The 25,609-nt window shown below is 68.6% G+C and carries 18 protein-coding genes and 9 pseudogenes; 6 read left to right on the top strand and 21 right to left on the bottom strand.

The features are described 5' to 3' along the window. The first annotated feature begins 30 nt into the window (after positions 1-30). On the top strand, positions 31-1,299 hold the full coding sequence (locus tag AD428_RS14300; RefSeq protein ID WP_053245612.1) for a phenylacetate--CoA ligase family protein: 1,269 nt from the start codon (positions 31-33) through the stop codon (positions 1,297-1,299). Between the two features lie 24 nt (positions 1,300-1,323). On the opposite strand, the gene AD428_RS14295 is transcribed toward AD428_RS14300, so the two are convergent. The 9 genes and pseudogenes from AD428_RS14295 to AD428_RS14255 form a co-directional block, all read right to left on the bottom strand. Then, entirely contained in the window at positions 1,324-2,571 is a 1,248-nt protein-coding gene (locus AD428_RS14295) for an NAD(P)/FAD-dependent oxidoreductase (protein WP_053245611.1), read from the bottom strand. Positions 2,572-2,623: 52 nt separating this feature from the next. Then, a complete protein-coding gene (locus AD428_RS14290; RefSeq protein WP_053245622.1) occupies positions 2,624-3,049 on the bottom strand; it encodes a YeeE/YedE family protein in 426 nt (141 codons plus the stop codon). A 258-nt stretch (positions 3,050-3,307) separates the two neighbouring features. Then, positions 3,308-4,790, bottom strand: a pseudogene (locus AD428_RS14285) (DEAD/DEAH box helicase); the annotation flags it as partial. Positions 4,791-5,089: 299 nt separating this feature from the next. After that, a pseudogene (locus AD428_RS14280) lies at positions 5,090-5,831 on the bottom strand (uracil-DNA glycosylase). Between the two features lie 61 nt (positions 5,832-5,892). Next, positions 5,893-6,372 carry a DUF488 domain-containing protein gene (locus tag AD428_RS14275; protein ID WP_082308411.1) on the bottom strand — a complete coding sequence of 160 codons (480 nt, stop codon included), beginning with the start codon at positions 6,370-6,372 and terminating at the stop codon, positions 5,893-5,895. Positions 6,373-6,399: 27 nt separating this feature from the next. Further along, positions 6,400-6,862: pseudogene (locus AD428_RS14270) on the bottom strand (HIT family protein). Then, positions 6,859-7,316 (bottom strand): annotated as a pseudogene (locus tag AD428_RS14265) (N-acetyltransferase family protein). The pseudogenes AD428_RS14270 and AD428_RS14265 overlap by 4 nt, the downstream one beginning before the upstream one ends. Positions 7,317-7,339: 23 nt before the next feature. Beyond that, positions 7,340-8,804 (bottom strand): annotated as a pseudogene (gene pap, locus AD428_RS28915) (polyphosphate:AMP phosphotransferase). Positions 8,805-8,848: 44 nt separating this feature from the next. Then, positions 8,849-9,712: an MBL fold metallo-hydrolase gene (locus AD428_RS14255; RefSeq protein WP_053245610.1), complete on the bottom strand. Its 864-nt coding sequence runs from the start codon at positions 9,710-9,712 to the stop codon at positions 8,849-8,851. Positions 9,713-9,821: 109 nt separating this feature from the next. Here AD428_RS14255 and AD428_RS26160 point away from each other — a divergent pair, with 109 nt between their 5' ends. From AD428_RS26160 to ftsY, 3 genes and pseudogenes are all read left to right on the top strand, one after another. Continuing rightward, positions 9,822-10,157 (top strand): ArsR/SmtB family transcription factor, encoded by a 336-nt coding sequence (locus AD428_RS26160; RefSeq protein ID WP_053245609.1) that lies wholly within the window; start codon positions 9,822-9,824, stop codon positions 10,155-10,157. A gap of 62 nt (positions 10,158-10,219) precedes the next feature. Then, positions 10,220-11,186: pseudogene (selA, locus tag AD428_RS14245) on the top strand (L-seryl-tRNA(Sec) selenium transferase); the annotation flags it as partial. Further along, positions 11,183-12,226 (top strand): signal recognition particle-docking protein FtsY, encoded by a 1,044-nt coding sequence (gene ftsY, locus AD428_RS14240; protein ID WP_235490273.1) that lies wholly within the window; start codon positions 11,183-11,185, stop codon positions 12,224-12,226. The pseudogene selA and the gene ftsY, both read left to right, overlap by 4 nt. A 90-nt stretch (positions 12,227-12,316) precedes the next feature. Here ftsY and AD428_RS14235 read toward each other — a convergent pair whose 3' ends face one another. From AD428_RS14235 to fdnG, 5 genes and pseudogenes are all read right to left on the bottom strand, one after another. Next, complete coding sequence (locus AD428_RS14235) at positions 12,317-12,955, bottom strand: phospholipase domain-containing protein (protein WP_082308410.1); 639 nt, start codon at positions 12,953-12,955, stop codon at positions 12,317-12,319. A 39-nt stretch (positions 12,956-12,994) separates the two neighbouring features. After that, a pseudogene (locus tag AD428_RS29535) lies at positions 12,995-13,089 on the bottom strand (formate dehydrogenase accessory protein FdhE); the annotation flags it as partial. Positions 13,090-13,206: 117 nt separating this feature from the next. Further along, positions 13,207-13,839 (bottom strand): formate dehydrogenase subunit gamma, encoded by a 633-nt coding sequence (locus tag AD428_RS14230; RefSeq protein WP_053245607.1) that lies wholly within the window; start codon positions 13,837-13,839, stop codon positions 13,207-13,209. Further along, entirely contained in the window at positions 13,832-14,731 is a 900-nt protein-coding gene (fdxH, locus tag AD428_RS14225) for a formate dehydrogenase subunit beta (RefSeq protein ID WP_053245606.1), read from the bottom strand. The genes AD428_RS14230 and fdxH overlap by 8 nt, the downstream gene beginning before the upstream one ends. Positions 14,732-14,875: 144 nt before the next feature. Further along, entirely contained in the window at positions 14,876-17,944 is a 3,069-nt protein-coding gene (fdnG, locus tag AD428_RS14220; protein ID WP_152968099.1) for a formate dehydrogenase-N subunit alpha, read from the bottom strand. Between the two features lie 217 nt (positions 17,945-18,161). Here fdnG and AD428_RS25050 point away from each other — a divergent pair. Then, positions 18,162-18,658, top strand: a pseudogene (locus AD428_RS25050) (acyl-CoA thioesterase). A 26-nt stretch (positions 18,659-18,684) separates the two neighbouring features. Here AD428_RS25050 and AD428_RS14210 read toward each other — a convergent pair. The 3 genes from AD428_RS14210 to AD428_RS14200 are packed head-to-tail and all read right to left on the bottom strand — an operon-like array spanning position 18,685 to position 21,419. Continuing rightward, positions 18,685-19,695: a sterol desaturase family protein gene (locus AD428_RS14210; protein WP_053245603.1), complete on the bottom strand. Its 1,011-nt coding sequence runs from the start codon at positions 19,693-19,695 to the stop codon at positions 18,685-18,687. Position 19,696: 1 nt separating this feature from the next. After that, complete coding sequence (locus tag AD428_RS14205; protein WP_053245236.1) at positions 19,697-20,491, bottom strand: polysaccharide deacetylase family protein; 795 nt, start codon at positions 20,489-20,491, stop codon at positions 19,697-19,699. Beyond that, entirely contained in the window at positions 20,475-21,419 is a 945-nt protein-coding gene (locus AD428_RS14200; RefSeq protein ID WP_053245239.1) for a beta-propeller fold lactonase family protein, read from the bottom strand. Before AD428_RS14200 ends, AD428_RS14205 begins: the two co-directional genes overlap by 17 nt. Positions 21,420-21,692: 273 nt before the next feature. Between AD428_RS14200 and AD428_RS14195 the strand changes: the two genes are divergently transcribed. Then, positions 21,693-22,148, top strand: a complete 456-nt coding sequence (locus tag AD428_RS14195; protein WP_053245235.1) for a universal stress protein — start codon at positions 21,693-21,695, stop codon at positions 22,146-22,148. A gap of 33 nt (positions 22,149-22,181) precedes the next feature. Here AD428_RS14195 and AD428_RS14190 read toward each other — a convergent pair whose 3' ends face one another. The 4 genes and pseudogenes from AD428_RS14190 to AD428_RS14175 form a co-directional block, all read right to left on the bottom strand. Beyond that, on the bottom strand, positions 22,182-23,189 hold the full coding sequence (locus AD428_RS14190; protein WP_053245234.1) for a 2Fe-2S iron-sulfur cluster-binding protein: 1,008 nt from the start codon (positions 23,187-23,189) through the stop codon (positions 22,182-22,184). Between the two features lie 63 nt (positions 23,190-23,252). Beyond that, on the bottom strand, positions 23,253-23,732 hold the full coding sequence (locus AD428_RS14185) for a GlcG/HbpS family heme-binding protein (RefSeq protein ID WP_053245233.1): 480 nt from the start codon (positions 23,730-23,732) through the stop codon (positions 23,253-23,255). A 56-nt stretch (positions 23,733-23,788) separates the two neighbouring features. Next, a complete protein-coding gene (locus AD428_RS14180) occupies positions 23,789-25,249 on the bottom strand; it encodes an aldehyde dehydrogenase family protein (RefSeq protein ID WP_053245238.1) in 1,461 nt (486 codons plus the stop codon). Positions 25,250-25,418: 169 nt separating this feature from the next. Next, positions 25,419-25,609, bottom strand: a pseudogene (locus AD428_RS14175) (hypothetical protein); the annotation flags it as partial.

Genomic DNA, 25,609 nt, shown 5'->3' with positions numbered 1-25,609 from the left:
GCACAACGGCACACGAGAGGGTGCGATCCCATGTCCGAGTTTTTCGATGTACTGGAAACGCGAGCGCCCGAGGCGCGCGAGCGAGACCTGATGGCCGCCCTGCCCGGCGCCATCGCCCGAGCCATCGCCCGTGCGCCGGCCATCGCGAACCAGCTGCGCGGCGTCGATCCGGCGTCGGTGACCTCGCGCGAAGCGCTGGCGCGCCTGCCGGTGCTGCGCAAACATGAGCTGCTCGAGCGGCAGCAGGAAAGCCGCGCCGACGCCGGCGCGCCCGCCGGCCCGGCCAAGGCCTTCGGCGGCTTTTCGGCCATCGGCTGGGGCGAGGCCCTGCGGGTGTTCGCTTCGCCCGGCCCCATCTACGAACCCGAAAGCGCGCGCAGCGACTACTGGCGCTTTGCCCGCGCGCTCTATGCCGCCGGTTTCCGCCCGGGCGAGCTGACCTACAACTGCTTTTCCTATCACTTCACCCCGGCGGGCTCCATGATGGAAACCGCGGCCCATGCGGTAGGCTGCACCGTGTTTCCCGGCGGCACGGGCCAGACCGAACAGCAGGTGCGGGCCATCGCCGACCTCGCGCCCAGCGGCTACACCGGCACGCCCAGCTTCCTGAAGATCATCCTGGAAAAGGCCGACGAACTGGGCGTGAAACTCGATTCCCTGCGCCGCGCCCTCGTGTCCGGCGAGGCCTTTCCGCCGTCGCTGCGGGAATGGCTGGCCGCGCGCGGCATCGACGGCTACCAGGCCTACGGCAGCGCCGACCTGGGCATGATCGCCTTCGAAACCTCGGCGCGCGAAGGGCTGGTGCTGGGCGAAGACATCATCGTGGAAATCGTGCGCCCCGGCACCGGCGAACCCGTGCCCGACGGCGAAGTCGGCGAGGTCGTGGTGACCACGCTCAACCCCGATTACCCGCTGGTGCGTTTCGGCACGGGCGATCTCTCCGCCGTGCTGCCGGGCGTCTCGCCGTGCGGCCGCACCAATACCCGCATCAAGGGCTGGATGGGCCGCGCCGACCAGACCACCAAGGTGCGGGGCCTGTTCGTGCATCCCTCGCAGGTGGCAGACGTGGTGCGCCGGCACCCCGAAATCCGCCGGGCCCGGCTGGTCGTGAGCGGCAGCATGGGATCGGACCGCATGGTGCTGAAAGTGGAATCGGACGTGCGCGACGCCGCGCTGGGCCAGCGCATCGCCGAGTCCGTGCGCGACGTGACCAAGCTGCGCGCCGACATCGAATGGGCCGACGACGGCGCCCTGCCGAACGACGGCAAGGTCATCGACGACGTGCGCAGCTACGATTGAGGCCGCCGGCGCGCGCGGCCCGTTTCAGTTGCCCAGCGGGTGCGCCAGCCACTCGCGGCCCTTGAGCATGCCGTTCCAGTAGACCCACGGCAGCAGCCTGGCCTTGAGCAGCCAGGCGCTGCGGCGCGGCACGGTGGGATCCAGCGGGAAGGTGGGCAGCAGCCTGCCGCCATAGCCGAACTCGGCCAGCACCACGCGGCCGCGCTCCACCGTGAGAGGGCACGAGCCGTAGCCGTCATAGCGCACCGGCATGGGCCGCCCCTCGCGCAGCGCAATGAGGTTCTCGGCCACGGTCACGATCTGCTTGCGCGCCGCCGCGGCCGTCTTGGCATTGCTGGCGCTGATGGCGTCGCCCGCGCCGAACACGTTGGCATAGCGCGGATGCTGCAAGGTGGCCGGGTCCACTTCGCACCAGCCCGCCGCGCCGGCCAGCGGGCTGTCGCGCAGGAAATCGTGCGGCAACTGCGGCGGCACGGCGTGCAGCATGTCGAAGGCGCGCTCCTCGCGGCGCACATTGCCGTCGGCGTCCTTCACGTCGAACCACGCCTTACGCGCGCCGCCGTCCACCGCCGCCAGGTTGGAGTTGAACCGCAGGGCCGCGCCATAGCGCTCCACGTAGCGCATGAGGGGCGGCACGAACGTCGGCACCCCGAAAAGCGCCGCGCCGGCCAGATCGAACTCCACCTGGATGCGGTCCAGCACGCCGCCGCGACGCCAGTGGTCGCAGGCCAGGTACATGGCTTTCTGCGGCGCGCCCGCGCACTTGATGGGCATGGCGGGCTGGGTGAAGAGTGCACGGCCCGATTCGAGGCCGCGCACCAGCTCCCAGGTATAGGGCGCGAGTTCGTAGCGGTAGTTGGACGTGACGCCGTTGCGGCCCAGCGTGGCGTCCAGACCCTCGACTTTCTCCCAGGCCAGACGCAGGCCGGGGCAGACGATGAGCTGACGGTAGCCCAGCGCGCCGCCGTCGGCCAGCCGCAGGCGGTTGCGCTCCGGCTCGAAACCGGCCGCGGCGGCGCGCACCCAGACGGCGCGCCGGGGAATCACATCGGCCATGGGGCGCACGGTGCGCGTCACGTCGAAGGCCCCGCCGCCCACCAGGGTCCAGGCCGGCTGGTAGTAATGCCTGTCGCTGGGCTCGACCACGGCAATGCGCAGGTCCGGGCGGCGGCGCAGCAGGCTGGCCGTCACGCCGATGCCCGACGAGCCGCCGCCCACCACCACGATGTCGAAGTCGCCTTGCGCGCCGCGCGCCGTTGCATCCTTGCTCATGTTGCTGTCTCCTCTGGCCCGAAGGGCGTGTCAGCCCGCCCCGGACGGCCTTTCATGTTCCTGGTTTGCGATGTTCGATGAGCGAAAACAGGCCCATGCCGGCCGCCATGGCCGCCACGAAGACCAGGGCCTGGGGCACGCCGGCCGCCGCGGCCACCAGGGCCGGGCCGGGACAGAATCCCGCCAGCCCCCATCCGGCGCCGAAAGCCAGACTGCCGGCCAGCAAGCGGAAATCGATGCGGGTCGCCGCGGGCCATTGCAGCGGTCCGCCCGCCAGGCTGGGGCCGCGCCGGCGGCGCAGCCAGCGGAAACCCAGTGCCGTCACCGCTACCGCGCCGCCCATGACGAACGCCAGCGAGGGATCCCAGGCGCCGCCCAGGTCCAGAAAGCCCAGCACCTTGGCGGGATCCGCCATGCCGGAGAGCAGCAGGCCGATGCCGAAGACCAGCCCGCACAGACACGCCGCCAGGCCCGCCATATCAGGCCCCCGTCCAGCCATGCCGCACGGCGTACACCGTGGCGAAGCCCGCCGCCATGAACACGGCGGTGGCGGCGAACGAGCGCGCCGAGCCGCGCGCCAGGCCGCATACGCCATGGCCGCTGGTGCATCCCGACGCGTAGCGCGTGCCCAGGCCGACCAGCAGGCCGGCCGCGACGAGCGTGCCCGTGCCCGCCTCCACGCGGATGGCCGGCAGGCCCGCGGCCAGGCGGTACGCCCAGGGCGAGGCCGCCAGCNGGGGACGGTCGCCGAAGCCGGCGCGTTCGGCGCGGAAACCGCCTTCAACGCGGCGCGGCGCTCGGCAAAGGGGCGCGCATCGCGCTGCGGGCGGTCGCCATAGGACGGGCGCGCATCGCGATCGCCGCGGAAACCGTGTTCGCGGCGGCCCTGGAAGCCGTCGTCGCGCGGCTTGAATTCGCCACGGGGGCCGCCCTCGCGGAAGCCGCCCTCGCGCGCGCCGGCATAGCCTTCGCGCTGGCCCCAGGGCTTGCCCTGGCCCTTGGCGTAAGGCGGCTTGCCGTGGGACTTCTGGCCGTAGCCCTTGCCGAACGGCTTGCCGCCGGCGGCCGGGCGCGGCGTGCGCTTGGGCTCCAGGCCCGCGATGACCTCGGGGGTGATCGATTGGCCGCTGTAGTGCTCGATGCGGCGCACCTTGTGGCGCTCGGCGTGCGTGGCCAGCGTGAACGCCAGGCCGTTGCGGCCCGCACGGCCGGTGCGGCCGATGCGGTGCACGTAGTCTTCGGCCTGCATGGGCAGGTCGAAGTTCACGGCGTGGCTGATGCCCTGTACGTCGATGCCGCGCGCGGCCAGCGTCGGTGGCCACCAGGACGCGCAGCTGGCCGCGCTGCAGCTGGGCCAGGGTGCGGGTGCGCTGGCGCTGGTTCATGTCGCCATGCAGCGCGGCGGCGGCAAAGCCCTGGTCGGCCAGGCGGTCGGCCAGGTCGTCGGCGCCGCGCTTGGTGGAGGTGAAGACGATGGCCTGGTCCAGCGTGGCGTCGCGCAGGACGTGATCCAGGAGCTGCATCTTGTGGCCGACGTCGTCGGCGTAGAGCAGGCTCTGGGTGATGTTGGTGTGCTTTTCCTTGTGGCCGGCGATTTCGATGCGCTGCGGCTCGCGCATCATGCGCGAGGCCAGCTTGGCGACGGTGCCGTCCAGCGTGGCCGAGAACAGCAGCGTCTGGCGGCTTTCCGGCAGACGGCCGACGATGGTTTCGATGTCCTCGATGAAGCCCATGTCGAGCATGCGGTCGGCTTCGTCCAGCACCAGGGTGTGCACGGTATTGAGTTTCACGCGGCCGGCGTTCAGGTGGTCGATGAGGCGGCCCGGGGTGGCGACCAGCACGTCCACGCGGCGCGAGAGCGCCTTGAGCTGGGCGCCGTAGGGCATGCCGCCCACCACGGTGGCGGTGCGCAGGCCGGGCAGGTGGCGGCCGTAGGCGGCCGTGGCGTCGGCGACCTGCAGGGCCAGTTCGCGGGTGGGGGTCAGCACCAGCACCTGCACGCCCACGCCCTTGTTGCCCGGCATGCCGGCAATGCGGTTGAGCGCGGGCAGCATGAAGGCGGCGGTCTTGCCGCTGCCGGTCTGCGAGGACACCATCAGGTCATGGCCTTGCAGGGCGGGCGGAATGGCGCAGGCCTGCACCGAGGTGGGCGCCGTGAAGCCGGCGTCGTGGAGGGCGGAGAGCAGGGCGGGAGCGAGGCCCAGGCTTTCGAAAGACATAACTTTCCTTGCCGCGGAAAAAGCGGCGCTGTGCCGGGCCGGGCCGCGATAGGGGCTGCCGGAACCAGGCGACGGTTGATGGAGCATCGTGCCGACCGAATCAACCGTGCGCGTGGCGCGTTCCCGTGTGCTGCTCGGAACGCAGGGCGAAAGGAAAGGAGGTCAGGAAGCGATGACGTCTGGCACGGATGGGCGCTCGGGCCCGCATGACTGCGTGAATGTCCGCCTGGATGGCGGCGGGTGCCAGACTCTTTTTGTGCAGTGCGGCGATCATAACCCGGATTGCCGGGCCTGGCGAGCTATTTTTTTCCGCCGATCCAATCAATAGGGTTTTTCCCTTGGTCGATCAGCCAGTCGTTGGTGCGCCGGAAGTGGCCGCAGCCCAGGAACGGCACGGGCGGGCGGCGGGCCGACAGGGGCGAGGGGTGGTTGGCCATCAGCACCAGGTGGCCGCTGTGGGGCGGCAGCAACGCCTGTTTGGCCTGGGCGTGCGCGCCCCAGAGCAGGAAGGCCTTGGGCCGGGGGTCGCGCGCCACCCGGGCGATGAGGGCGTCGGTCACGGTTTCCCAGCCCTTTTTCGCATGCGAGGCCGGCTGGCCGTCCTCGACCGTGAGCGAGGTGTTGAGCAGCAGCACGCCCTGTTCGGCCCAGGGGCTCAGGTCGTTGCCCGAGGGCGGCGGCGCCTCGGGGAACTCCGCCGCGATTTCGTTGAAGATGTTGCGCAGGCTGGGCGGCCGCTTGCAGCCGTCCGGCACCGAGAACGCCAGGCCCTGCGCCTGGCCCGCCCCATGGTAGGGGTCCTGCCCCAGGATGACCACCCGCACCTCCGCGGGCGCCAGGTGGTCGAGCGCGCGAAACGGCGTGGCGGGATACACCACGGCGCCCTCGGCCAGGCGGCGCTCCACATGGGCGGTTACCGCGTGCAGCGCCGCCGCCACGGGGGGCGGCGTCGAAAACGTCTTTCCAGGCCGCCGGCAGGCGCGCGAGCTGGGCGGCGATGGCCCCGGGACGCAGGCGGTTGTCCGGGGCGGGCGGGAGCATCGATGCTTGGGCAGGTGCGGTCATGGGCGGGATTTTGGCACAGGCGCGCCCGCCGCTCCGCTTACCGGGCAGCCTTGGCGGTTTTGGCCGTCTTGCCGGTTTTTACCGCTTTTGCCGCCTGCGCGGCTTTCACCGTTCTTGCCGCCTTGGTCGCCGGCTCGGACCCTGCGCGCTTGTCCGCCAGGGCCTGCAGGGCCTCGCGCAGCACCACGGCCTGGTTGTGCTCGGTATCGCGCGCGCCATAGAGCAGCACCAGGGGGCGCCTGCCCGCGTCGGCCAGCAGCGCCCGCAGCCGTTCCTGTTCTTCGGGCGCGGCGAGTTCTTCGAGGTAGCGCCGGCGGAATTCGGGCCACAGCTCCACCTTGTGGCAGAACCATTTGCGCAGTTCGGTGCTGGGAGCCACGTCGCGCGCCCAGACGTCCAGCCCCAGCTCCTCGCGGCTCAGGCCGCGCGGCCACATGCGGTCCACCAGGGCACGGTAGCCGCCTTCCGGTCCCAGACCTTCATAAACGCGTTGCACGACGATATCGGGCGCTTTCATGGCGCGGCTCCTCGGGACGGCCCCGCCTCAATGCCAGAGCAGGGCGTTCATGGCTTCGACCAGGCGGTCGCGGTAGCGCGGCAGCAGCGCGCGCGTGGCGGCTGGCGCGTCTTCCATTGCGGGCTTTCGGCGCCGGCCGCCACGCGCGCCGGCGCCCAGATCGGGTCGGGAAAATGGCGGTCGCGCGCCACCGCGGAATGACGTGCCAGTGCAGATGCGGCACCATGTTGCCCAGCGAGGCCAGATTGATCTTGTCGGGCGAGAGCACCGACTGCTGGGTTTCCTCCACCACGTACACGGCGCGCATCAGCAGGTCGCGCCCGTGGGTGGACAGGCTGGTCATTTCGGCCAGGTGCCCGTTCCAGATGACGCGGGTGAAGCCGGGGTAGTCGGGGTCGTCCACTTCGACGATGCGCAGGTGCGGTCCGCGCCACAGCAGCGCGCCGCCGTCTTCCTGGCATAGCGGACAGTTGGGATCGCGCGCGCTCATGCAAGCACCTTGCGGTACTGGATGAAGCCGGAACGGTCGGCGATGCGGTCGTAGAGCTGCATGGCGGTGGCGTTAGTTTCGTGGGTCAGCCAGTACACCCGCGCGCAGTGGGCGGCCTGGGCCTGCGCATAGACGTGCTCGATGAGCTTGCGCCCCACGCCGCGCCGCGCGTTTCGGGCGCCACGTAGAGGTCTTGCAGATAACAGTAGTCGCCGGCGGTCCAGGTGGAGCGGTGGTAGATCCAGTGCACCATGCCGATCGCGTTGCCCCGTTCGTAGGCCAGGGCCGCGTGCATGGGCTCGGCCGGGTCGAGCAGCCGAGCCCAGGTGTTGCGGGTGACGGCGTCGTCGATGTCCACGCGATAGAACGCCTGGTAGCCTTTCCAGAGCGGAAGCCAGGCGTCGAAGTCGGCGGAGACGACAGGGCGGATGTCGGCGTTGCTGAGGGAACTCATGAGGGAATGCTCTCCAGGCGTATTCAGAGTTGGTCTTCCAGGGTCTGGACGATGTGCCGCAGCACCTGCAGACGAGCGTACCGCTTGTCGTTGGCGGACACCAGATGCCAGGGCGCGCGCGAGACGTCGGTGCGCGCCAGCATGTCGTTGGCGGCGCGGGCGTAGTCCTGCCATTTGTCGCGGTTGCGCCAGTCGTCCGGCGTGATCTTGAAATGCTTGAACGGCGATTTCTCGCGTTCCTTGAAGCGCGCGAGCTGCACGTCGGGCGTGATCGCCAGCCAGAACTTCAGCACGATCGCGCCGCTGGCCACGAGCTGCCCCTCGAAGTCGTTGATCTCGGCGTAGGCGCGGCGCCAGGTGGCGGGGGGCGTCAGCTTTTCCACGCGCTCGACCAGCACCCGGCCGTACCAGGAGCGGTCGAAGATGGCGATGCGGCCCTTGCGCGGCACCTGGCGCCAGAAGCGCCACAGGTAGGGCCGCGCCAGTTCGTCGCTGTTGGGCGCGGAAACCGGCGTGATGTCGAACTGGCGCGCGTCCAGCGCGTGCGTGACGCGGCGGATCGCGCCGCCCTTGCCGGCGGCATCCTGGCCTTCGAAAACCAGCACCAGCGAGCGGTCCTGGAACTTGCGCGAGCGCACCGCGCCGGCCAGGCGGCCCTGGAGCAGGCCGAGTTCCGAGTCGTAGTCGTCTTTTTCTTCCCGGGCCTGGTAATCGAGGCGGCCGAGGCGGTCGATGACGCGCGTGGGGCCGGAGTGCGCCACGAAGGAAGGGGGAATGCGCGGCACGCCGTGCTGGCGCAGCGCGGCGAGCACCGCCTCGGCCGTGCGCGCCGAACGCATCTGCTCATCCGCGCTGGGTATCACGATCCAGGGCGCGTGGCCGCTGTCGGTGTGGTTGAGCGTGATCTCGCCGGCGGCGCGGATGCGGTGGAATTTCTTGTAGACCTTCAGGTCCGCGGGGCTGACCTGCCAGGCGGTTTCCGGGCTGGCCAGCAGCCGTTCGGCGCGTTCGCGCTGCGCTTGGCGCGACAGGTGGAACCAGAGCTTCACGATCTGCACGCCCTCGGCGGCCAGGATGGCCTCGAAGCGGCGGATGGCGGCGGCCTGCGCCTCGATGGCGTCGTGGCGCGGATGTTTGCGCGCGCTTCGCGGATCAGCGGCGCATACCAGGAGCCGAACACGATGCCCGTGCGGCCCTTGGGCGGCAGGTCTTTCCAGTAGCGCCACAGGGGCGGCCGCTCCAGTTCCTCGCCTTCGGGCGGCCGTAGGCCAGGGTCTTGATGTGGCGCGGGTCCATCCACTCGTTGAGCAGATTGACGGTGGCGCCCTTGCCGGCCCCGTCGATGCCCGCCACCACCACCAGCAGCGTCTTGCGGGCCTGCCGCAGCCGCTGGTACTGGGCATTGAGCAGGGCCACGCGCAGCCGGGCTTCCAGCGGCTTGAACTCTTCCTTGGACAGGCAGGGGTCGGCTTCGGCTTCTTCGAACATGGCGCGCGGACGGTCGTCTGACCGGCCGATCTTGCGCGAAATTCCTACAGCGTGTCCAGCGGAATCTTCAGGTAGCGCACGCCGTTGTCCTCGGCCGGCGGGAAGTGGCCGGCGCGGATGTTCACCTGGATGGCCGGCAGGATGAGAGTGGGCATGGACAGCGTGGCGTCGCGCCGCGTGCGCATGGCCACGAATTCCTCTTCGGAGACGCCGTCGCGCACGTGGATGTTGGCGCGGCGCTGCTCCGCGACCGTGGTTTCCCATGCGGCGCCGCGGCCCTCGGGCGGGTAGTCGTGGCACATGAAGAGCCGCGTATCGCCGGGCAGCGCCAGCAGGCGGCGGATGGAGCGGTACAGGGCATGGGCGTCGCCGCCCGGGAAGTCGCAGCGCGCCGTGCCCACGTCGGGCATGAAGAGCGTGTCGCCCACGAAGGCCGCGTCGCCCACCAGGTAGGCCATGTCGGCCGGCGTATGGCCGGGCACGTGCATGGCCCGCGCCTCGATCGCGCCGATGCGGAACGTCTCGTCGTCGGCGAACAGATGGCCGAACTGGGAGCCGTCCAGCGCGAAGCCCGGTTCCAGGTTGAACACTTGCCTGAAAACGCCCTGCACGGCGCGGATATCTTGCCCGATGGCGATGACGCCGCCCAGCCGCCGCTGCAGGTAGGGCGCGGCCGAAAGGTGGTCGGCATGGGCATGGGTTTCGAGCAGCCACTCGGTTTTCAGCCCCTGCCCGCGCACATAGGCCGCCACCCGGTCGGCGCTGGACGTGCCGGTGCGCCCGGACTTGGGGTCGTAGTCCAGCACGGAGTCGATGATGGCGCAGGCCCCGCCGGGCACAGGCTCGTGCACCACGTAGGTCACGGTGGCGGTGGCGGGGTCGAAGAAAGCCTGGATGTGCGGATTCACGATGTCTCCCCGGACGGGGCAATCAATTTACTTTTTTAAATAATATTGTTGGATATTCTATAGGTCAATATAATGAATCCGACTTCATCCAACGATTGACCGGCCGCAAATGAATGCCACCCTTACCGAGCGCGAAGTCGCCGCGCTGCGCGAATCCGCCTCTCAGGCGTGCACGCTGCTCAAGGCGCTGGCCAACGAAGACCGCCTGCTGCTGCTGTGCCAGCTCGTGCAGGGCGAGCGCAACGTGAGCGAACTGGAATCCCTGACCGGCATCCGGCAGCCCTCCCTGTCGCAGCAGCTCGGCGTGCTGCGCGACGAAGGACTGGTGGCCACGCGCCGCCAGGGCAAGTATGTGTACTACCGCATGGCCAGCTACGAAGTCAGCCAGGTCATGAAAACCCTGTCCAGCCTGTACTGCGGCCGGGCGCTGGAGGCCCTGCAATGACGCTGGACCGGGCTGCGTTCGCGCCGTGGCCCGCGCTGGCCGGCGGCGTGCTGATCGGCCTGGCCGCCGTGCTGCTCATGCTCAATGCCCTGGCCGACCGCCGCGAGGTGGTGGTGTCGCGCGGCGAACTGGTGGAAATCGGCGGCGCGTTCCGTATCCCCGACATCATGAAGCGCGCCGGCGCACGGCTGGTCGAGGTGGGCACCACCAACCGCACGCACGCGGCCGACTACCAGAACGCCATCGGCCCGCGCACGGCCATGCTCATGAAGGTGCATTGCAGCAACTACGCCGTCACCGGCTTCACCAAGAGCGTGAGCGTGGCGGAGGTGGCGGGCATGGCGCATGCGCGCGGCCTGCCGGCTACGGTGGACCTGGGCAGCGGCACCCTGGTCGATCTGACCCGCTACGGCCTGCCGCGCGAAGACACCGTGCGCGAAACCATCGAGGCGGGCGCCGACCTGGTCACCTTCAGCGGCGACAAGCTGCTGGGCGGCCCGCAGGCGGGCCTGCTGGTGGGGCGCGCCGACCTCATCCGCAAGATCAAGAAGAACCCGCTCAAGCGCGCGCTGCGCGTCACAAGCTGACGCTGGCCGCGCTGGAGCCGGTGCTGTCGCTGTACCGCGCGCCCGAGTTCCTGGCCGAGCGCCTGACGGCGCTGCGCCTGCTGACCCGGCCGCAGCGCGACATCCAGGCGCTGGCCGAGGAGCCTGCGCCGCTGCTGGCGCAGGCGGCCGGCCCCGCCTACCAGGTCGAGGCCATGCCCATGTTCAGCCAGATCGGCAGCGGCGCGCTGCCGGAGGACCAGTTGCCCGAGCTACGGCCTGGCGGCGCGCTACGCGGGCAAGGGCAGGCCGGGCCGTCATCTCGACCGCCTGGAGGCGCGGCTGCGCGCGCTGCCGCGCGTCACTCGGCCGCATCGCCGACGACGCGCTCTGGCTCGACCTGCGCTGCCTGGAGGCGCGAGATGCGCCGGCTTTCGGCGAGCAGCTCGCGGCCATGGCCGGCGCGGGCGGAGAATCCGCATGATCGTCGGCACCGCCGGGCACATCGACCACGGCAAGACCACGCTGGTGCGCGCCCTGACCGGCGTGGATACCGACAGGCTCAAGGAAGAAAAGGCGCGCGGCATTTCCATCGAACTGGGCTATGCCTACACGCCGTTGTGGCTGACCCGCCTCAAGCAGGGCCTGTCGCGCACCGGCCAGAGCATCGGCGGCATTTTCGTCGGCGTGAAGGTCGACGAGAACCTTTTCGAGGAACTCGAATCGGCGCTCATTATGGCCGATGCGGGGCTGGAGGCCACCGAGAAGCTGCTTGCGGCCCTGCGCGCCCGGGTCAAGAAAGAACGCATCGAAGACCCGGCCAAGGTCAAGGCGGCGCTGCGCGAATTGCTGGCCGACCACCTGCGGCCGCTGCAGCGCAGCTTCGAGCTCAACCGCGCCAAGCCGCTGGTGGTGATGATCGCCGGGGTGAACGGCGCGGGCAAGACCACGTCCATCGGCAAGCTGGCCAACACGTTCCAGCGCCAGGGCGCCAGCGTGCTGCTGGCCGCGGGCGACACCTTCCGCGCGGCGGCGCGCGAACAGCTCATCGAATGGGGCAGCCGCAACAACGTCACGGTCATCTCCCAGGACGGCGGCGACCCCGCCGCAGTGGCCTTCGACGCCGTCAATGCCGGGCGCGCCCGGGGCGCCAGCGTGGTCATGGTGGACACGGCGGGCCGCCTGCCGACCCAGCTGCACCTGATGGAAGAGCTGAAGAAGATCCGCCGCGTGATCGGCAAGGCCGACGCCTCCGCGCCGCATGAGGTGCTGCTGGTGGTGGACGGCAACACGGGCCAGAATGCGCTGGCGCAGATCCGCGCCTTCGATGCCGCCATCAATCTCACCGGCCTGGTCGTGACCAAGCTGGACGGCACCGCCAAGGGCGGCACGCTGGCCGCCGTGGCGGCGGGCAGCCAGGGCGTGCGGCCGATTCCGGTCTACTGGATCGGCGTGGGCGAAAGCCTGGAAGACCTGCAGCCCTTCGTCGCCGATGAATTCGCCGGCGCGCTGCTGGCCGATTGAACCGCCGCCCGCCGGCGCGTTCTGCGCCGGCGGGCGGCCGAGGATTTTCCTGGAATGCCGGCGTTCTGCGCCGGCATTCGTCTTCGGGGCTCAGGCCACTTGCCCCATGGCCGGGTCGCTGATGGAATCCTTGCCCGTTTCCATGCGTCCGGCAAAGCGCCGCGCGAACGCGGCGTAGCCTTCGCAGGCCACCGCGAAGTCATACCACTGGCCGCATGCGGCCACATCCCACGTCAGCTCTCCCGTTGCGCCGGGCTGCACCGTCACGCTCCACGGGCCGTCGCCGCGGTAGGCCATGGCGCGCACCGAGAACACGCAGGGCGCGGCGCCGTCGTTGCGCAGCTTGACCTGCACCTGCGGGGTTTCGCAGGGCAGGTAGCACACCTGGATCTCCGGCCGCGCGCCGGCGGCCTGGGCGAGATCGCCGGCAAACGAACGATGATAGCCATTGGGGCCCAGCACCCAGAGGTCGTACCGCCCCTGGTCGGCGGAAACGTCCCAGGCGTCTTCCAGCGACTTGCCGGCTTCGACGACGTAGCGCCGCGGTATGCGGTCCAGGCGCAGCTTGTCGTACACATGGAAGACGGCCGCCGCGCCGGCGGCGCTGGCGTTGGCGAAGATCAGCCGGACCTGCCCGGCGCCCGCGTCTTCGCGCGCGCTGGCGTGCAGCTCGTAGGGCAGGGCGCGCGAGGGGCGCGTTCCCGGCGCCTGGGCGGGCAGGGTCTGCACGGCGGGCACGGCGTGGCCGGCTGTTTTTCCTGCCAGCTNAGGCGCGCGGCGCGCGCCGCGAAGACCGTGCCGCGCTCGGGCAGCGCGATGCGGGGAATGGCGTTGTGATCGAGCGTCTCGATCTCGGTGCGCAGGAAGAATTCGCTGCAATGGCGTCTCCTGAAAAACAAACACGGCTGCCTGCCCTGGCCGGGGCAGGCAGCCGCGCGATCCGGCCGTGCGCGGGCGGGCGCGCCCGCGGGCCGGTCCGGTTACTTGCGTATCTGTTCGCGGAACCAGGCGCGATGGTGCTTCCAGGCCCATCCCGCCGTCACGAACCCGCGCAGCATGGCCGTAAGCGAACCCTTGACCCAGATCGCGGCGTAAATATGCACAATGATCGCGCAAATCAGCACCAGCGCACAAACGGCGTGCAGCACGGAAGCGGCCCGGATGACTCCGATGGGGAAATAGAACGCGAAATACTCGCGCCAGATCACGATGCCGCTCGCGAAAAGCCCCAGCATGCACAGCACCAGCACGAAGAACAGCAGCTTCTGGCCGGCGTTGTACTTGCCCACCTCGGGCAGCCTGTCTTCGCGGTTGTCCATGACGTCGTCGAGCTGGCGCAGCCACTGCCGGTCGTTCTTGGTGAGCAGGTTGTGCCGCCACATGTGGATGGCGAAGACGAAGAAGCAGACGAACATCACCAGGCCGATGAACGGATGCAGGATGCGCGTCCAGGGGCCGCCTCCGAAGAGGTTGGTGAGCCAGTACAGCGACGGATGGAAGAGCGCCAGGCCGGACAGCGCGAGCAGGATGAACGTGAGCGCGATGATCCAGTGGTTGGTGCGCTCACCCGGCGTGTAGCGCCGGATGCGGCGATAGCGGTTGATGTCACTCATGGCGCGCCTCCTCTTCGGCCCTGCGCTCGTCTTCTTCGCCGACCTCGTTGCGGCCCACGCGGGCGTAGTGGAAGAAGCCGGCCAGGGCCGTCAGCGCCATGACCGCCACGCCCAGGGGCTTGGCGATGCCCTTCCACAGCGACACCAGCGGGCTGATCTGCGGGTCCTTCGGCAGGCCGTGATACAGCTCCGGCTGGTCGGCGTGGTGCAGCACGTACATGACGTGCGTGCCGCCCACGCCCTGCGGGTCGTACAGCCCGGCGTGCTCGAAGCCCCGGGACTTCAGGTCTTCGATGCGCTCGGCCGCGTGCTGCTTCATGTCTTCCTTGGTGCCGAACACGATGGCGCCGGTGGGACAGGTCTTGACGCAGGCCGGCTCCTGGCCCACCGCCACGCGGTCGGAACACAGGGTGCACTTGTAGGCCTTGTGATCCTTCTTGGAAATGCGCGGGACGTTGAACGGGCAGCCGGTGATGCAGTAGCCGCAGCCGATGCAGTTCTCCTCGTGGAAATCCACGATGCCGTTGTTGTACTGGATGATGGCGCCCGGCGAGGGACAGGCCTTCAGGCAGCCCGGATCCTCGCAGTGCATGCAGCCGTCCTTGCGGATCAGCCACTCCAGGTCGCCCTGCGGGTTCTCGTACTCCGAGAAGCGCATGACGGTCCAGGAATGCTCGGTCAGGTCGGACGGGTTGTCGTAGACGCCTACGTTGACGCCGACCTCGTCGCGCAGGTCGTTCCATTCCATACAGGCGGCCTGGCAGGCCTTGCAGCCGATGCACTTGGAGACGTCGATCAGCTTGGCCACCGAGCCGCCGGACGGTTCCCGCACGCCGGGCGGAGGCGTGGTGGTGGCGGAGCGCCGCTTGATGTCCAGGGATTGCAATGACATATCAGTTCTCCATAACGCCGCGCGGTGATCGCGCCGCTCGAGACCGGCGCAGCTCCGCGGGGCCGCGCGGAGCCGGCTTCGCCGGGCCGCAGCGGCGCCCCCTCGAGGGGGAGGCGCGCAGCGCCTCGGGGGTGGTCTTCGTCCTCATGCCTTCTCGACCTTCACCAGGAACGACTTGAATTCCGGCGTCTGGGAATTCCCGTCGCCCACGAACGGCGTCAGGGTATTGGCGATGAAGCCCGGCTTGGCGACGCCCACGAAGCCCCAGTGGATCGGGATGCCCACGTGGTGCACCGGCTTGCCTTCCACGGTCAGCGGCTTGATGCGCTTGGTGACCAGCGCCACGGCCTTGATGTAGCCGCGGTTGGACGACACCTTGACGCGCGCGCCGTTGGCGATGCCGAGCTCCTGGGCCAGCGCCTCGCCGATCTCCACGAACTGCTCGGGCTGGAGAATGGCGTTGATGCGAACGTTCTTGGTCCAGTAGTGGAAGTGCTCCGTGAGGCGGTACGTGGTGCCCACGTAGGGGAAGTCCTGCACCTTGCCCATGGCGGCCAGGTCGTCCTTGAACACGCGGGCAGCCGGGTTGCTGGTGACGCCCTTGGCGTCCGGATACAGCGGGTTGTAGCCCAGCGGCGTCTCGAACGGCTCGTAGTGCTCGGGGAACGGCCCCTCGGCCATGCCGGCGCGCGCGAAGAAACGCGCCACACCCTCGGGGTTCATGATGAACGGCCCCATGCCGGCTTCGGGATTCTCGTCCAGCTTGAAGTCGGGAACGTCGGCGCCCGCCCAGGACTTGCCGTTCCAGTACACCACGCTGCGGCGCGGGTTGAACGGCTTGCCGGAGAGATCGCAGGAGGCCCGGTTGTACAGGATGCGGCGGTTGGCCGGCCAGGCCCAGGCCCAGTTCAGGGTCTGGCCGATGCCGGTGGGATCGCTGTTGTCGCGCCGCGCCATCAGGTTGCCCGTGGGCCCCCAGCAGCCGGCGTAGATCCAGCAGCCGCTGGCCGTGGAGCCGTCGTCGCGCAGCTCGGCAAAGCCCGCCAGCTGCTCGCCGGCCTTGCGGATGATGCGGGTCGGATCCTTGGGGTCGGCCAGATCGACCAGCGCCTTGCCGGAGTATTCCTTGGCCAGTTCCTCGGCCGTGGGGCTTTCCGGGTTGCTATAGGGCCAGTCCAGGTTGACGATGGGATCCGGGTAGGTGCCGCCCTCTTCCTGGTACATCTTGCGCAGGCGCGTGAAGAGCAGCGACATGATCTCGATGTCGCTCTTGGCCTCGCCCGGCGGCTCCGCGCCCTTCCAGTGCCATTGCAGCCAGCGGCCCGAGTTCACCAGCGCGCCGTCCTCCTCGGCGAAACAGGTGGTGGGCAGGCGGAACACCTCGGTCTGGATCTTGGACGGATCCACGTCGTTGGACTCGCCCGCGTTGCGCCAGAATTCCGAGGTCTCGGTGGCCAGCGGGTCCATGATGACGAGGTATTTGAGCTTGGAGAACCCTTCCAGCAGCTTGCCCTTGTCTGGCGCGGCGGCCAGCGGGTTGAAGCCCTGCGCGAGGTAGCCGTTGATCTTGCCCTGGCGCATCAGCTCGTACACCTGCAGCATGTCGTAGAGCTTGTCCAGTTTGGGCAGGTAGTCGTAGCACCAGTTGTTCTCGGCGGTGGCCGCGCGGCCCCACCACGACTTCATCAGGCTGACGTGGAACTTGCCGTAGTTCTGCCAGTAGCTGAGCTGGTTGGGACGCAGCGGCTTCTGCGTGCGCGTGGCAATGTACCCGGCGTAGTCCTGCTCCGGCTCGTTGGGCAGCGTGAGGTAGCCCGTCAGCAGGTTGGACATCAGCCCCAGGTCGGTCAGGCCCTGGATGTTGGAGTGGCCGCGCAGCGCGTTCATGCCGCCGCCCGCCACGCCGATATTGCCCAGCAGCAACTGCACCATCGCGCCCGTGCGGATGATCTGCGAGCCGATGGAATGCTGCGTCCAGCCCAGCGCGTACAGGATGGTGGCGACGCGGTCTTTGGTGGCCGTGGACGCCAGCAGCTCGCACACCTTGAGGAACTTGTCGCGCGGCGTGCCGCAGACGCGCTCGACCATCTCCTCGGTGTAGCGCGAGTAGTGCTTCTTCAGGAGCTGGTACACCGTGCGCGGATGCTGCAGGGTGGGGTCGGTCTTGACGTAGCCGTCCTCGCCGCGCTCGTAGTCCCAGCTGGACTTGTCGTAGCTGCGTTTCTCGGCGTTGTAGCCCGAGTACAGCCCCGCGTCGAACGCGAAGTCCTCGCGCACGATGAACGAGAAGTCCGTGTAGTTGCGCACGTACTCATGCTGGATCTTGTCGTTTTCCAGCAGGTAGCGGATGACCCCGCCCAGGAAGATGATGTCGGTGCCGGTGCGTATGGGCGCGTAGAAGTCCGCCACGGATGCCGAGCGCGTGAAGCGCGGATCCACGACGATCAGCTTCGCCTTGTTGTGGGCCTTGGCCTCCGTGACCCACTTGAAACCGCAAGGGTGGGCCTCGGCGGCATTGCCGCCCATGATGAGCACTACGTCCGCGTTCTTGATGTCGACCCAATGGTTCGTCATCGCTCCACGGCCAAACGTCGGGGCAAGACCTGCCACCGTCGGGCCATGTCAGACACGAGCCTGGTTGTCGAATGCAAGCATCCCCATGCTGCGCACGGTCTTGTGCGTGATGTACCCCACCTCGTTGCTGCTGGCCGAGGCGGCCAGCATGCCGGTGGTGAGCCAGCGGTTGACCGTCTTGCCGTCCGCGGTCTTCTGCTCGAAGTTCGCGTCGCGGTCGGCCTTCATGAGTTTGGTGATGCGGGTCAGGGCTTCGTCCCACGACATGCGCACCCACTTGTCGGAACCGGGCGCCCGGTATTCCGGGTATTTGAGCCGGTTCGGGCTGTGGATGAAGTCGATCAGGGCGGCGCCCTTCGGACAGAGCGTGCCCCGGTTCACCGGGTGGTCGGGGTCGCCTTCGATGTGCACGATGCTGGCGCGGGCGTTCTTGGCGCCGTCGCCCAGGCCGTACATCAGCACGCCACAGGCAACCGAACAGTAGGGACAGGTATTGCGCGTTTCCGTCATGCGCGCGAGCTTGTACTGGCGGACCTCGGCCATGGCCGTGCCGGGAGCCGCTCCCAGCAATGCCAGGCTGGACCCCGCCAGCGTCGCACCCGTCACCTTGAAGAACTGGCGGCGGTTCATGTTGACCATGAATCACTCCTCTCCTGGTGGGACTCGGAAGGCGGGCATCCGGATGAAAAGCCCTACACTTTCCAAGGATTTATTACGGAGTATAGGCGTAGCGCACGGGGCGCGCCAATCCGCCGCAGCCCCAGGGTTCGAGATGGAAATGACACCTATTCCGAAGCCGCCGCAAACGCGCCGCGGACCGCTACCATAGGCTTTTTTCACTTGCCGCGATTACGCCATGGACGATGCTTTCAGCCACCAACTGTCGATGACCATCCTGATGACGCCGGACATGGCGAATTTCTCGGGCAATGTGCACGGCGGAACCATCCTCAAGTATCTGGATCAGGTGGCCTATGCCTGCGCCAGCCGCTACGCGGGGCATTACGTGGTCACCCTTTCGGTGGACCAGGTGGTGTTCCGCGAGCCCATCCATGTGGGCGAGCTGGTGACCTTCCTGGCCGCGGTGAACTTCACCGGCCGCACCTCGATGGAAATCGGCATCAAGGTGGTCACCGAAGACATCCGCAAGAAATTGGTGCGCCACACAAACAGCTGCTACTTCACCATGGTGGCGGTGGACGAAGACGGCAAGCCCGCCGAGGTGCCGCCGCTGCAGCCGGCCACGCTGGAGGAAAAGCAGCGCTTCGAGGCGGCGCGCCTGCGCCGCGAGCTGCGTCAGGAATGGAGCGGCGGCACGCGGCCATCAAACGCAAGACCACGCACGAGGGCTGAGGCGGCCGCCTGCGCGAGCCGCCGCTTCAGACGCGCTCGGCCGACGGCGGCAGGGGCTGGGCGGCGGGCGACTCGTCCGCGCGGTCGCGGCCCAGCATGCGCCGGATGCCCAGCCATTGCTGCGACCAGAAGCCCTGGCCGTAGTCGCGCCCGCCGCGCTCCGGCAGCTGGTCGTGGATGCCGGTAGGCCCGTAGCCCACGCCGAAGCGCGCGGTGCGGAACAGCACGTCCCACACGGGAAACAGCGCCGCGAAGTTGTAGCCGCCGGCCGGGCCGGGGCGGGAGGCGTCGTAGGCGATGGAATGGTGGTGGCGATGAAAGCGCGGGCTGACCAGCAGGCGCTCGCCCACCGCGCCGAAATGCAGTCGCAGGTTGGCGTGCGACAGGCTCTGCGCCAGCTGGGTGATGGCCACCACCGCCACGAACTGCGCGGGCGGCACGCCCACGAGCTGCGACACCAGCACCACCACGGCGTCGCGCAGCAGGTCGTCGAGCAGGTGGTTGCGGTCATCGCTCCACATGGTCATCTGGCGCTGGCTGTGGTGCACGGCGTGCAGGGCCCAGAGCCAGCCGTAACGGTGCTGGGCGCGGTGGTAGAAGTAGTCCACCGCGTCGAACACGAGCAGGTACATGGCCAGGCTGACCCAGGCGTTGTCGGTCACGCCGGGCCAGATATGGTCCAGCGGCTGCGGCGCGAACCCCCACACATGGAGCTGGCCGAACACGCTGTCCCAGAGCGGATCCACCAGGAAGAACAGGGCGAGGCGGAACGCGCCCAGGCGGTGGATGAGGGTGTAGAGGATGTCGATGCCGATCTGGCGACGGTCGGTGACGGGCTCGACCGGGCGCAGCCGCTGCAGCGGGCCGAACACCAGCACGATGACGGCGATCTGCGCCGCGCCCACCAGCAGCCACATGGTGGCGTCGTAAGCGTCTTCGATGTAGTTGCTCAGCCCCAGGTGGAACAGCGCGGGCTGCACCAGGGTTTCAAACAGCCATTGCTGGCACTGGCCGAAGAGTTGACTCAGCGTATCCATATCAGCGGTGCTTGGCGATCCAGTCGCGGTAGGCCGGATGCGTGTCCAGGGTGGCGAAACAGAACCCCTTGCCCTGCAGGCCGACGATGAGGGGTTCGAGCACGGCGGGCGCCCAGGGATCCTGGCGCGACCAGATGCCCAGGTGCGCCAGCAGGATATCACCCGGCCGGATATTGCGCAGCGCCTGCTCCAGCAGGCGCGAATTGGGGAACTTGTCGCTGGGCAGCTCGTCGCCCAGGAAGCCGGCGCTGGACCAGCCGACGTGCTCGTAGCCGCACTCGCGCGCGGCCGCCAGCAGCGCCGGCGAGGTCTTGCCGCCCGGCGCGCGGTAGAGCGGCAGCATGGCGCGGCCCGTCATCTGCCGGAAGCGCTCGGCCGAACGCCTGATCTCGCCGCAATACTGCGCCGCGGTGTAGGTGTCGCGCTTGCCGGCATCGGGCCCGGCGCTGGGCTTGACGCGGAAGCGGCCGCCGGGCAGGTCGCCCTGCCAATAGACATGGTCGTAGGTGTGCGAGCCGAAGACGTGGCCTTCGGCGGCGCGCGCCTTCCACCAGGGCGCCCACTGGTCGTCCAGGCTGCTGCCGTTGGTGAGCGTGCGCTCGTTGGCCAGGAAGAACGTGACCTTGACGTGATGGCGGGCCAGCACGTCGGCCACCAGCGGCGCCACGCCCATGTGGCCGGTATCGAAGGTGAGGTACACCGGCTTGTCGCAGACCGCCGGCGCGGCCGCCGCGACGGACGGCAGCGCCAGGGCCAGGCAGAGGATGGCGCCGGCGCGCCTAGCGGGTCGCCACATGGTTCAGCGTCCAGACGCCGTGGGGCGATTTGCCCACATTCACCTGGTTCACCACTTTCTTCTGGGCCAGGTCCACCACGGTCAGCTTGCGCGCCCAGCGCGAGGTGACCAGCAGAGTCTTGCCGTCGGCCAGGATGTCCATGCAGTCCGGCCCGCCCGGCACCGCGAACGTGTCGGTGACGGCCAGGGTCTGCATGTCGATGCGGCTGATGGAATTGGCGGTGCGGTTGCTCACGAACAGGTGGCGGTGGTCGCCCTGCGCGCGGAAAGCGTGCGCGCCGGGCGCCGTCTTGATGCGCGCCTTGAGCCTGGCCGGCCCATTGCCGACGTCGTAGGCCTCGACGTAGGAGTCGCCGGTCAGCGCCACGAGCAGCGTTTTCTGGTCGGGCGTGAGGAAGACGTCGGCCGGCGTCTTGCCCACCTGCACCGTCCACTTCGGCGTCTGCGTGTGCAGGTCGATGGCGATGAGCTGGTCGCTGTCCTGCAGCGTGACGTAGGCCGTGGTGCTCTTGGCGTCGATCATGATGTGGCTGGGCGTCTTGCCCGCCGGAATGCGCTTGACCAGCTTGAGGTCGAAGCCTTTCTCGCGCGGCAGCCATTCATAGATGTCGATGTGGTCCAGCCGGTTGGCGGCCGTCACGAACCACTTCATGTCGGGCGAGAACTGGAGCTGGTACGGATCGACGATGCCGGTCAGGGTGCGCTGCACCTCGCCGGTCTTGGGGTCCATGAGCGTGATGGAATCGCCCGTGGCGTTGGCCACCATGAGCGACTTCTCGTCGGGAGTGAGGTACAGGTGGTGCGGTTCCTTGCCCGTGGGCACGCGCCGCAGTTCCTTGTACGTCGCCGGGTCGATGATGCTGACGCTGGCGTCCAGGGAGTTGAGTACGAAAATGGGGGCAGACGCCGCCGCGGCGCTCAGCGCCATCCCCACGCCCAGCAGGGCGTAGCGGGCAAAACGCAAGGGATTCAATTTCAAGGTCCGGCAAAAGGGATCGGCGATGATCCGAGTGCCCGCCATTTTGGCATAGCCGCCTGTCAAAAAGGCAACAGCGCGGGCGCCGGAAACAAACTTCACGAGCTGTTGCGGGACCGCAACAGAAGCCGCGCCGCGCGCCGTGCCCCAGCAGGGGTGGAGCGCCCGGCGCGCCGGTCATATACTGGCTTGGCCCGGCTTTCCTTTTTGCGAAGGAGAAGCATCATGTACAGGCATCTGCTCATTGCCGTCGACGGCTCGCTGCTGTCGGAATCGGCGTTCCATCGCGGCCTCGTTTTCGCCAAGGAAATAGGGGCCCGCATCACGGTGCTGCGGGTCATTCCCGAAGATCCTCTCGCGATCTACCAGGGAGAGATGCTGGCGGTGTCGGAAAGACAGCTCGCCGGCCACGCCCGACAGAATGCGCAAAGCTACCTGGACGGCCTCGAATTGGAAGCGCGCCACGCGCTGGTGCCCTGCACGCCCGTCATCGCGGTCAACGACCATCCGCACGCCGCCATCGTGGAAACCGCCCAGAAAGAAGGCTGCGACCTCATCGTCATGGGGTCGCACGGCCGCCACGGCATGGCGGGTTTCCTGCTGGGCAGCGAAACGCAGCGCGTGCTGGCGCACACCCGCCTGCCCGTGCTGGTGCTGCGCGACGGGAACGCGCGCGCCTGAGCCGGCCGGGCCGCTTTCCCGCCGCCGCAATGCTCAGGCGGCCGCCGCGAGGGGATGCTGGAAGGTGAAGCTGTCGGCGTACATGTGGTCCAGGCTCGCGCCGCGCTGCGCGAACAGGTGCCTGGCCTCCTGGATCATGCCGGGCGCGCCGCACAGGTAGAACGCGTGGTCGGAGAGGTCTTCGTGGTCTTCCAGCACGGCATGCTGCACGTGGCCGCGCCGCCCGCGCCAGCCGTCCGCCGGCCGGGACAGCACCGGCACGAAATTGAACTCGTACAGGCGCGGCGCCCAGCTCTCGATCTGCTTGCGCAGGTACAGGTCGGCCTCGGTGCGCATGCCCCAGTACAGCGTGATGGGCGGGCAGTCTTCACTGTCGAGCAGCGATTCGAGGATGGCCTTGATGGGCGCGATGCCCGTGCCGGTGGCCATCATTATCATCGGCCGCCAGTCTTCCTCGTGGTAGCTGAACACGCCCAGCGGCGCCTCGATCTCCACCGCCGCGCCGGGCCGGGCCTGGCCCAGCCAGCGGTCGGTATAGAAGCCGCCCGGAATGCGGCGCACGTGGAAATCCAGCCGCCCGACGCCGGACGCGGAAGCCATGGAGAAGCTGCGGGTCTGTCCACCGGGCAGCACCACGTTCATGTACTGCCCCGGCACGTATTCCAGGTCTTCGGGCACGTCCAGGGTCAGGTGAATCACATCGTCGCACAGCGGCTCGATGGCGCGCACCGTCGCCGGCAGCCGTCGCGGCTCGGGGAAATCCCGCCTGCCGCTCGCCGCGCTGATGCACAGGTCGGACAGCGGCCGGGCCTGGCAGGCCAGCGCGTAGCCCTGCTGCGCTTCTTCCTCGGTGAGCGCCATGGGGAACTCTTCGTAATCCACCGCGCCGGATTCCAGCTTGATGCGGCAGGTGCCGCAACCGCCGAAAGTACATTCGTGCGGCAGCCGCACGTCCGCCCGCCCGGCGGCCTGCAGCACGGATTCCCCCGGCTCCACGGAAAAGGACTGGTCGCTGCCCAGTATCTGCACACGGTATGCCATATTGATTCCTGCCTGCTGCGCGCGGCGGGCGGAGCCTTGCAGAGGCCCGGCCCGCCGGCCGGTTCATTTCTTGATGTCGGCCTGCACGGTCACTTTCATGCCGCGCGGCTCCAGCAGCTCGGCCAGCGCGGCGAGCGCCGCCAGGCCGGCCTTGGTGTCCTGCTCGCCGTTGCCGCCGCTCAGGCCCACGCCGCCGATGACCTCGTCATCGACCACGATGGGAAACCCGCCGACGAACACCGCGAACCGGCCCTCGAAGCTCCACTGGATGCCGAAGGCCTCGTTGCCCGGCAGGGCCGGCCCGTTGGGCGGGGTGTTGAACAGATGCGTGGAACGCTTGTGGCCGGCCGCGGTGAATGCCTTGTTCCAGGCGATCTGCGGTCCGGTGATGCGCGCGCCGTCCATGCGCTCCAGCGCAATGGGATAGCCACCGTCATCGACGATGCAGATGGACTCCAGCACCCCGATCTCCTGCGATTTGGCGATGGCGGCGCGCACCATCACGCGCGCCTCTTCGAGTTCCAGCCGGTAAACCTGTTTCATGGATAGCCTCTTGGGAATGTCAGGGAAGACACGGGCCCGGGACGTGTCGGCACGCCCTAGCCCGCGCGGTAGACGGTCTTGATCTGCGTGTAGAACTCCAGCCCCACGCGGCCCGACTCGCGGAAAGTGGACGTGCTGGAATGCTTGAGGCCGCCGAATGGGGCATTGATGAGATTGCCCGTGGTGGTGCGGTTGATCTTCACCGTGCCCGCCTGGATGTCGCGCGCGAAGCGGTGGGCATGGCGCGCGTCGGTCGTGGCGATGGCGGCCGACAGGCCGTATTCCGTGTCGTTGGCTTTGGCGATGGCGTCTTCGTAGCCGTCCACCTCGATCAGGGCCAGCACGGGGCCGAAGATTTCCTCGCGCGCGATACGCATCTGCTGCGTCACGTCCGTGAAAAGCGCCGGCGTTACGTAGTAGCCCTTGCCGTAGGCCCCTTCCACGAGCCGGTCGCCACCATGCAGGTGGGTGGCCTCCTGCTTGCCGATGGCCACGTAGCTCAGCACATTGTCCAACTGCTGGCGCGTGGCCAGCGGGCCCAGGTCGAAGCTGCCTTCCAGCCCGTTGCCGATGGTGAGCGACTTCATGCGCGCCAGCAGCTTCTCGGTGTAGGCCGGCAGCACGCGCTTGTCCACCAGCACCCGGCTGGTGCCGGTGCAGGCCTGGCCGCTGAGCGAGAATCCGCCTTTGATCGCCAGGTCCACGGCGCGCTCCAGGTCGGCGTCGGCCAGCACGATGAGCGGGTTCTTGCCGCCCAGCTCCATCTGGGTACGGGTCGTCAGCCCGGCGGCGCGGTGGATCTGCTCGCCCGCGGCCGTGGAGCCGGTAAAGGAAATGGCGCGCACTTCCGGCGCGGCTGTCAGCGCCTGGCCCACGGCCGAGGCCGGCCCGGTAATGAAATTCAGCACGCCGGCCGGCAGCCCCGCCTGCAGCAACGCCTCGGCCAGGCGCAGGCCGGAAAGCGGCGCATCGGACGAGGGCTTGAACACCACCGTGTTGCCGGTGATGAGGGCCGGCGCGATCTTGCGGGCGGGAATCGAAATCGGGAAATTCCAGGGCGAGATCACCGTCACCACGCCCAGCGGCTCGCGCTGGGTGTAGACCACCATGTCGGGATCGTCGTTGACGAAAGTCTCGCCGGTAAAAGACTGGCCCTCCACGGCATAGAAACGCAGCGTCTGGGCCGAGCGCATCACCTCGTCCCTGGCCAGATTCAGGCCCTTGCCTTCTTCGCGCGTGAGTTCGCGGCCGAATGCCTCGGCATGGTCCTCCAGGTACTGGGCGGCGCGCAACAGGATGGCGGCGCGCTTGCTGACCGGGGTGTCGCGCCAGGCGGCAAAGGCAGCCTGGGCGGCCTGCACGGCGCGGCGCGCGTCCTCGGCGCCGGACACCTGGAAATGGCCCACGACGTCGCCGGTGTCGGCCGGGTTGACGTTGGGCGCGGTCTTGCCCGAGGCGCAAGCGACCCATTCGCCGCCTATGTGGTTCAGAAATACCTGTTGCGAAAGATCGTCCACGGAATGCTTCCTTTGCCGGCGCGGCCGGCGGTGCGGCGTCTGAGAATCGTGCCAATGAACATTGTATACTTTAATCCGTATGGCGCGATCCGTATTAACCCCCGGTTCCGCAGGGCCGGGGCCATGAAAAAAGGGGCCGCGAGGGGCCCCTTTGCCGTGCCCGCGCCGCCTAGCTCCAGATGAGCACCGCGCATATCGTGGAAATGACCAGCGCCACGACCACCGGCAGCAGCAGCGCCCGCACCAGCGACAGCACGTGCACGCGCGCAAAGCCCGCCACCGCGATCAGCGAAGACCAGGCGATCAGCGTGCCGCCGCCCGTCCACACCGCGCCCATCTGGCCCACGGCGGCCAGGGTGG

Source organism: Achromobacter sp. DMS1, assembly GCF_001270295.1.
Note: the sequence above shows the minus strand (reverse complement) of the source record. Positions and strands in the feature narration are given on the sequence as shown.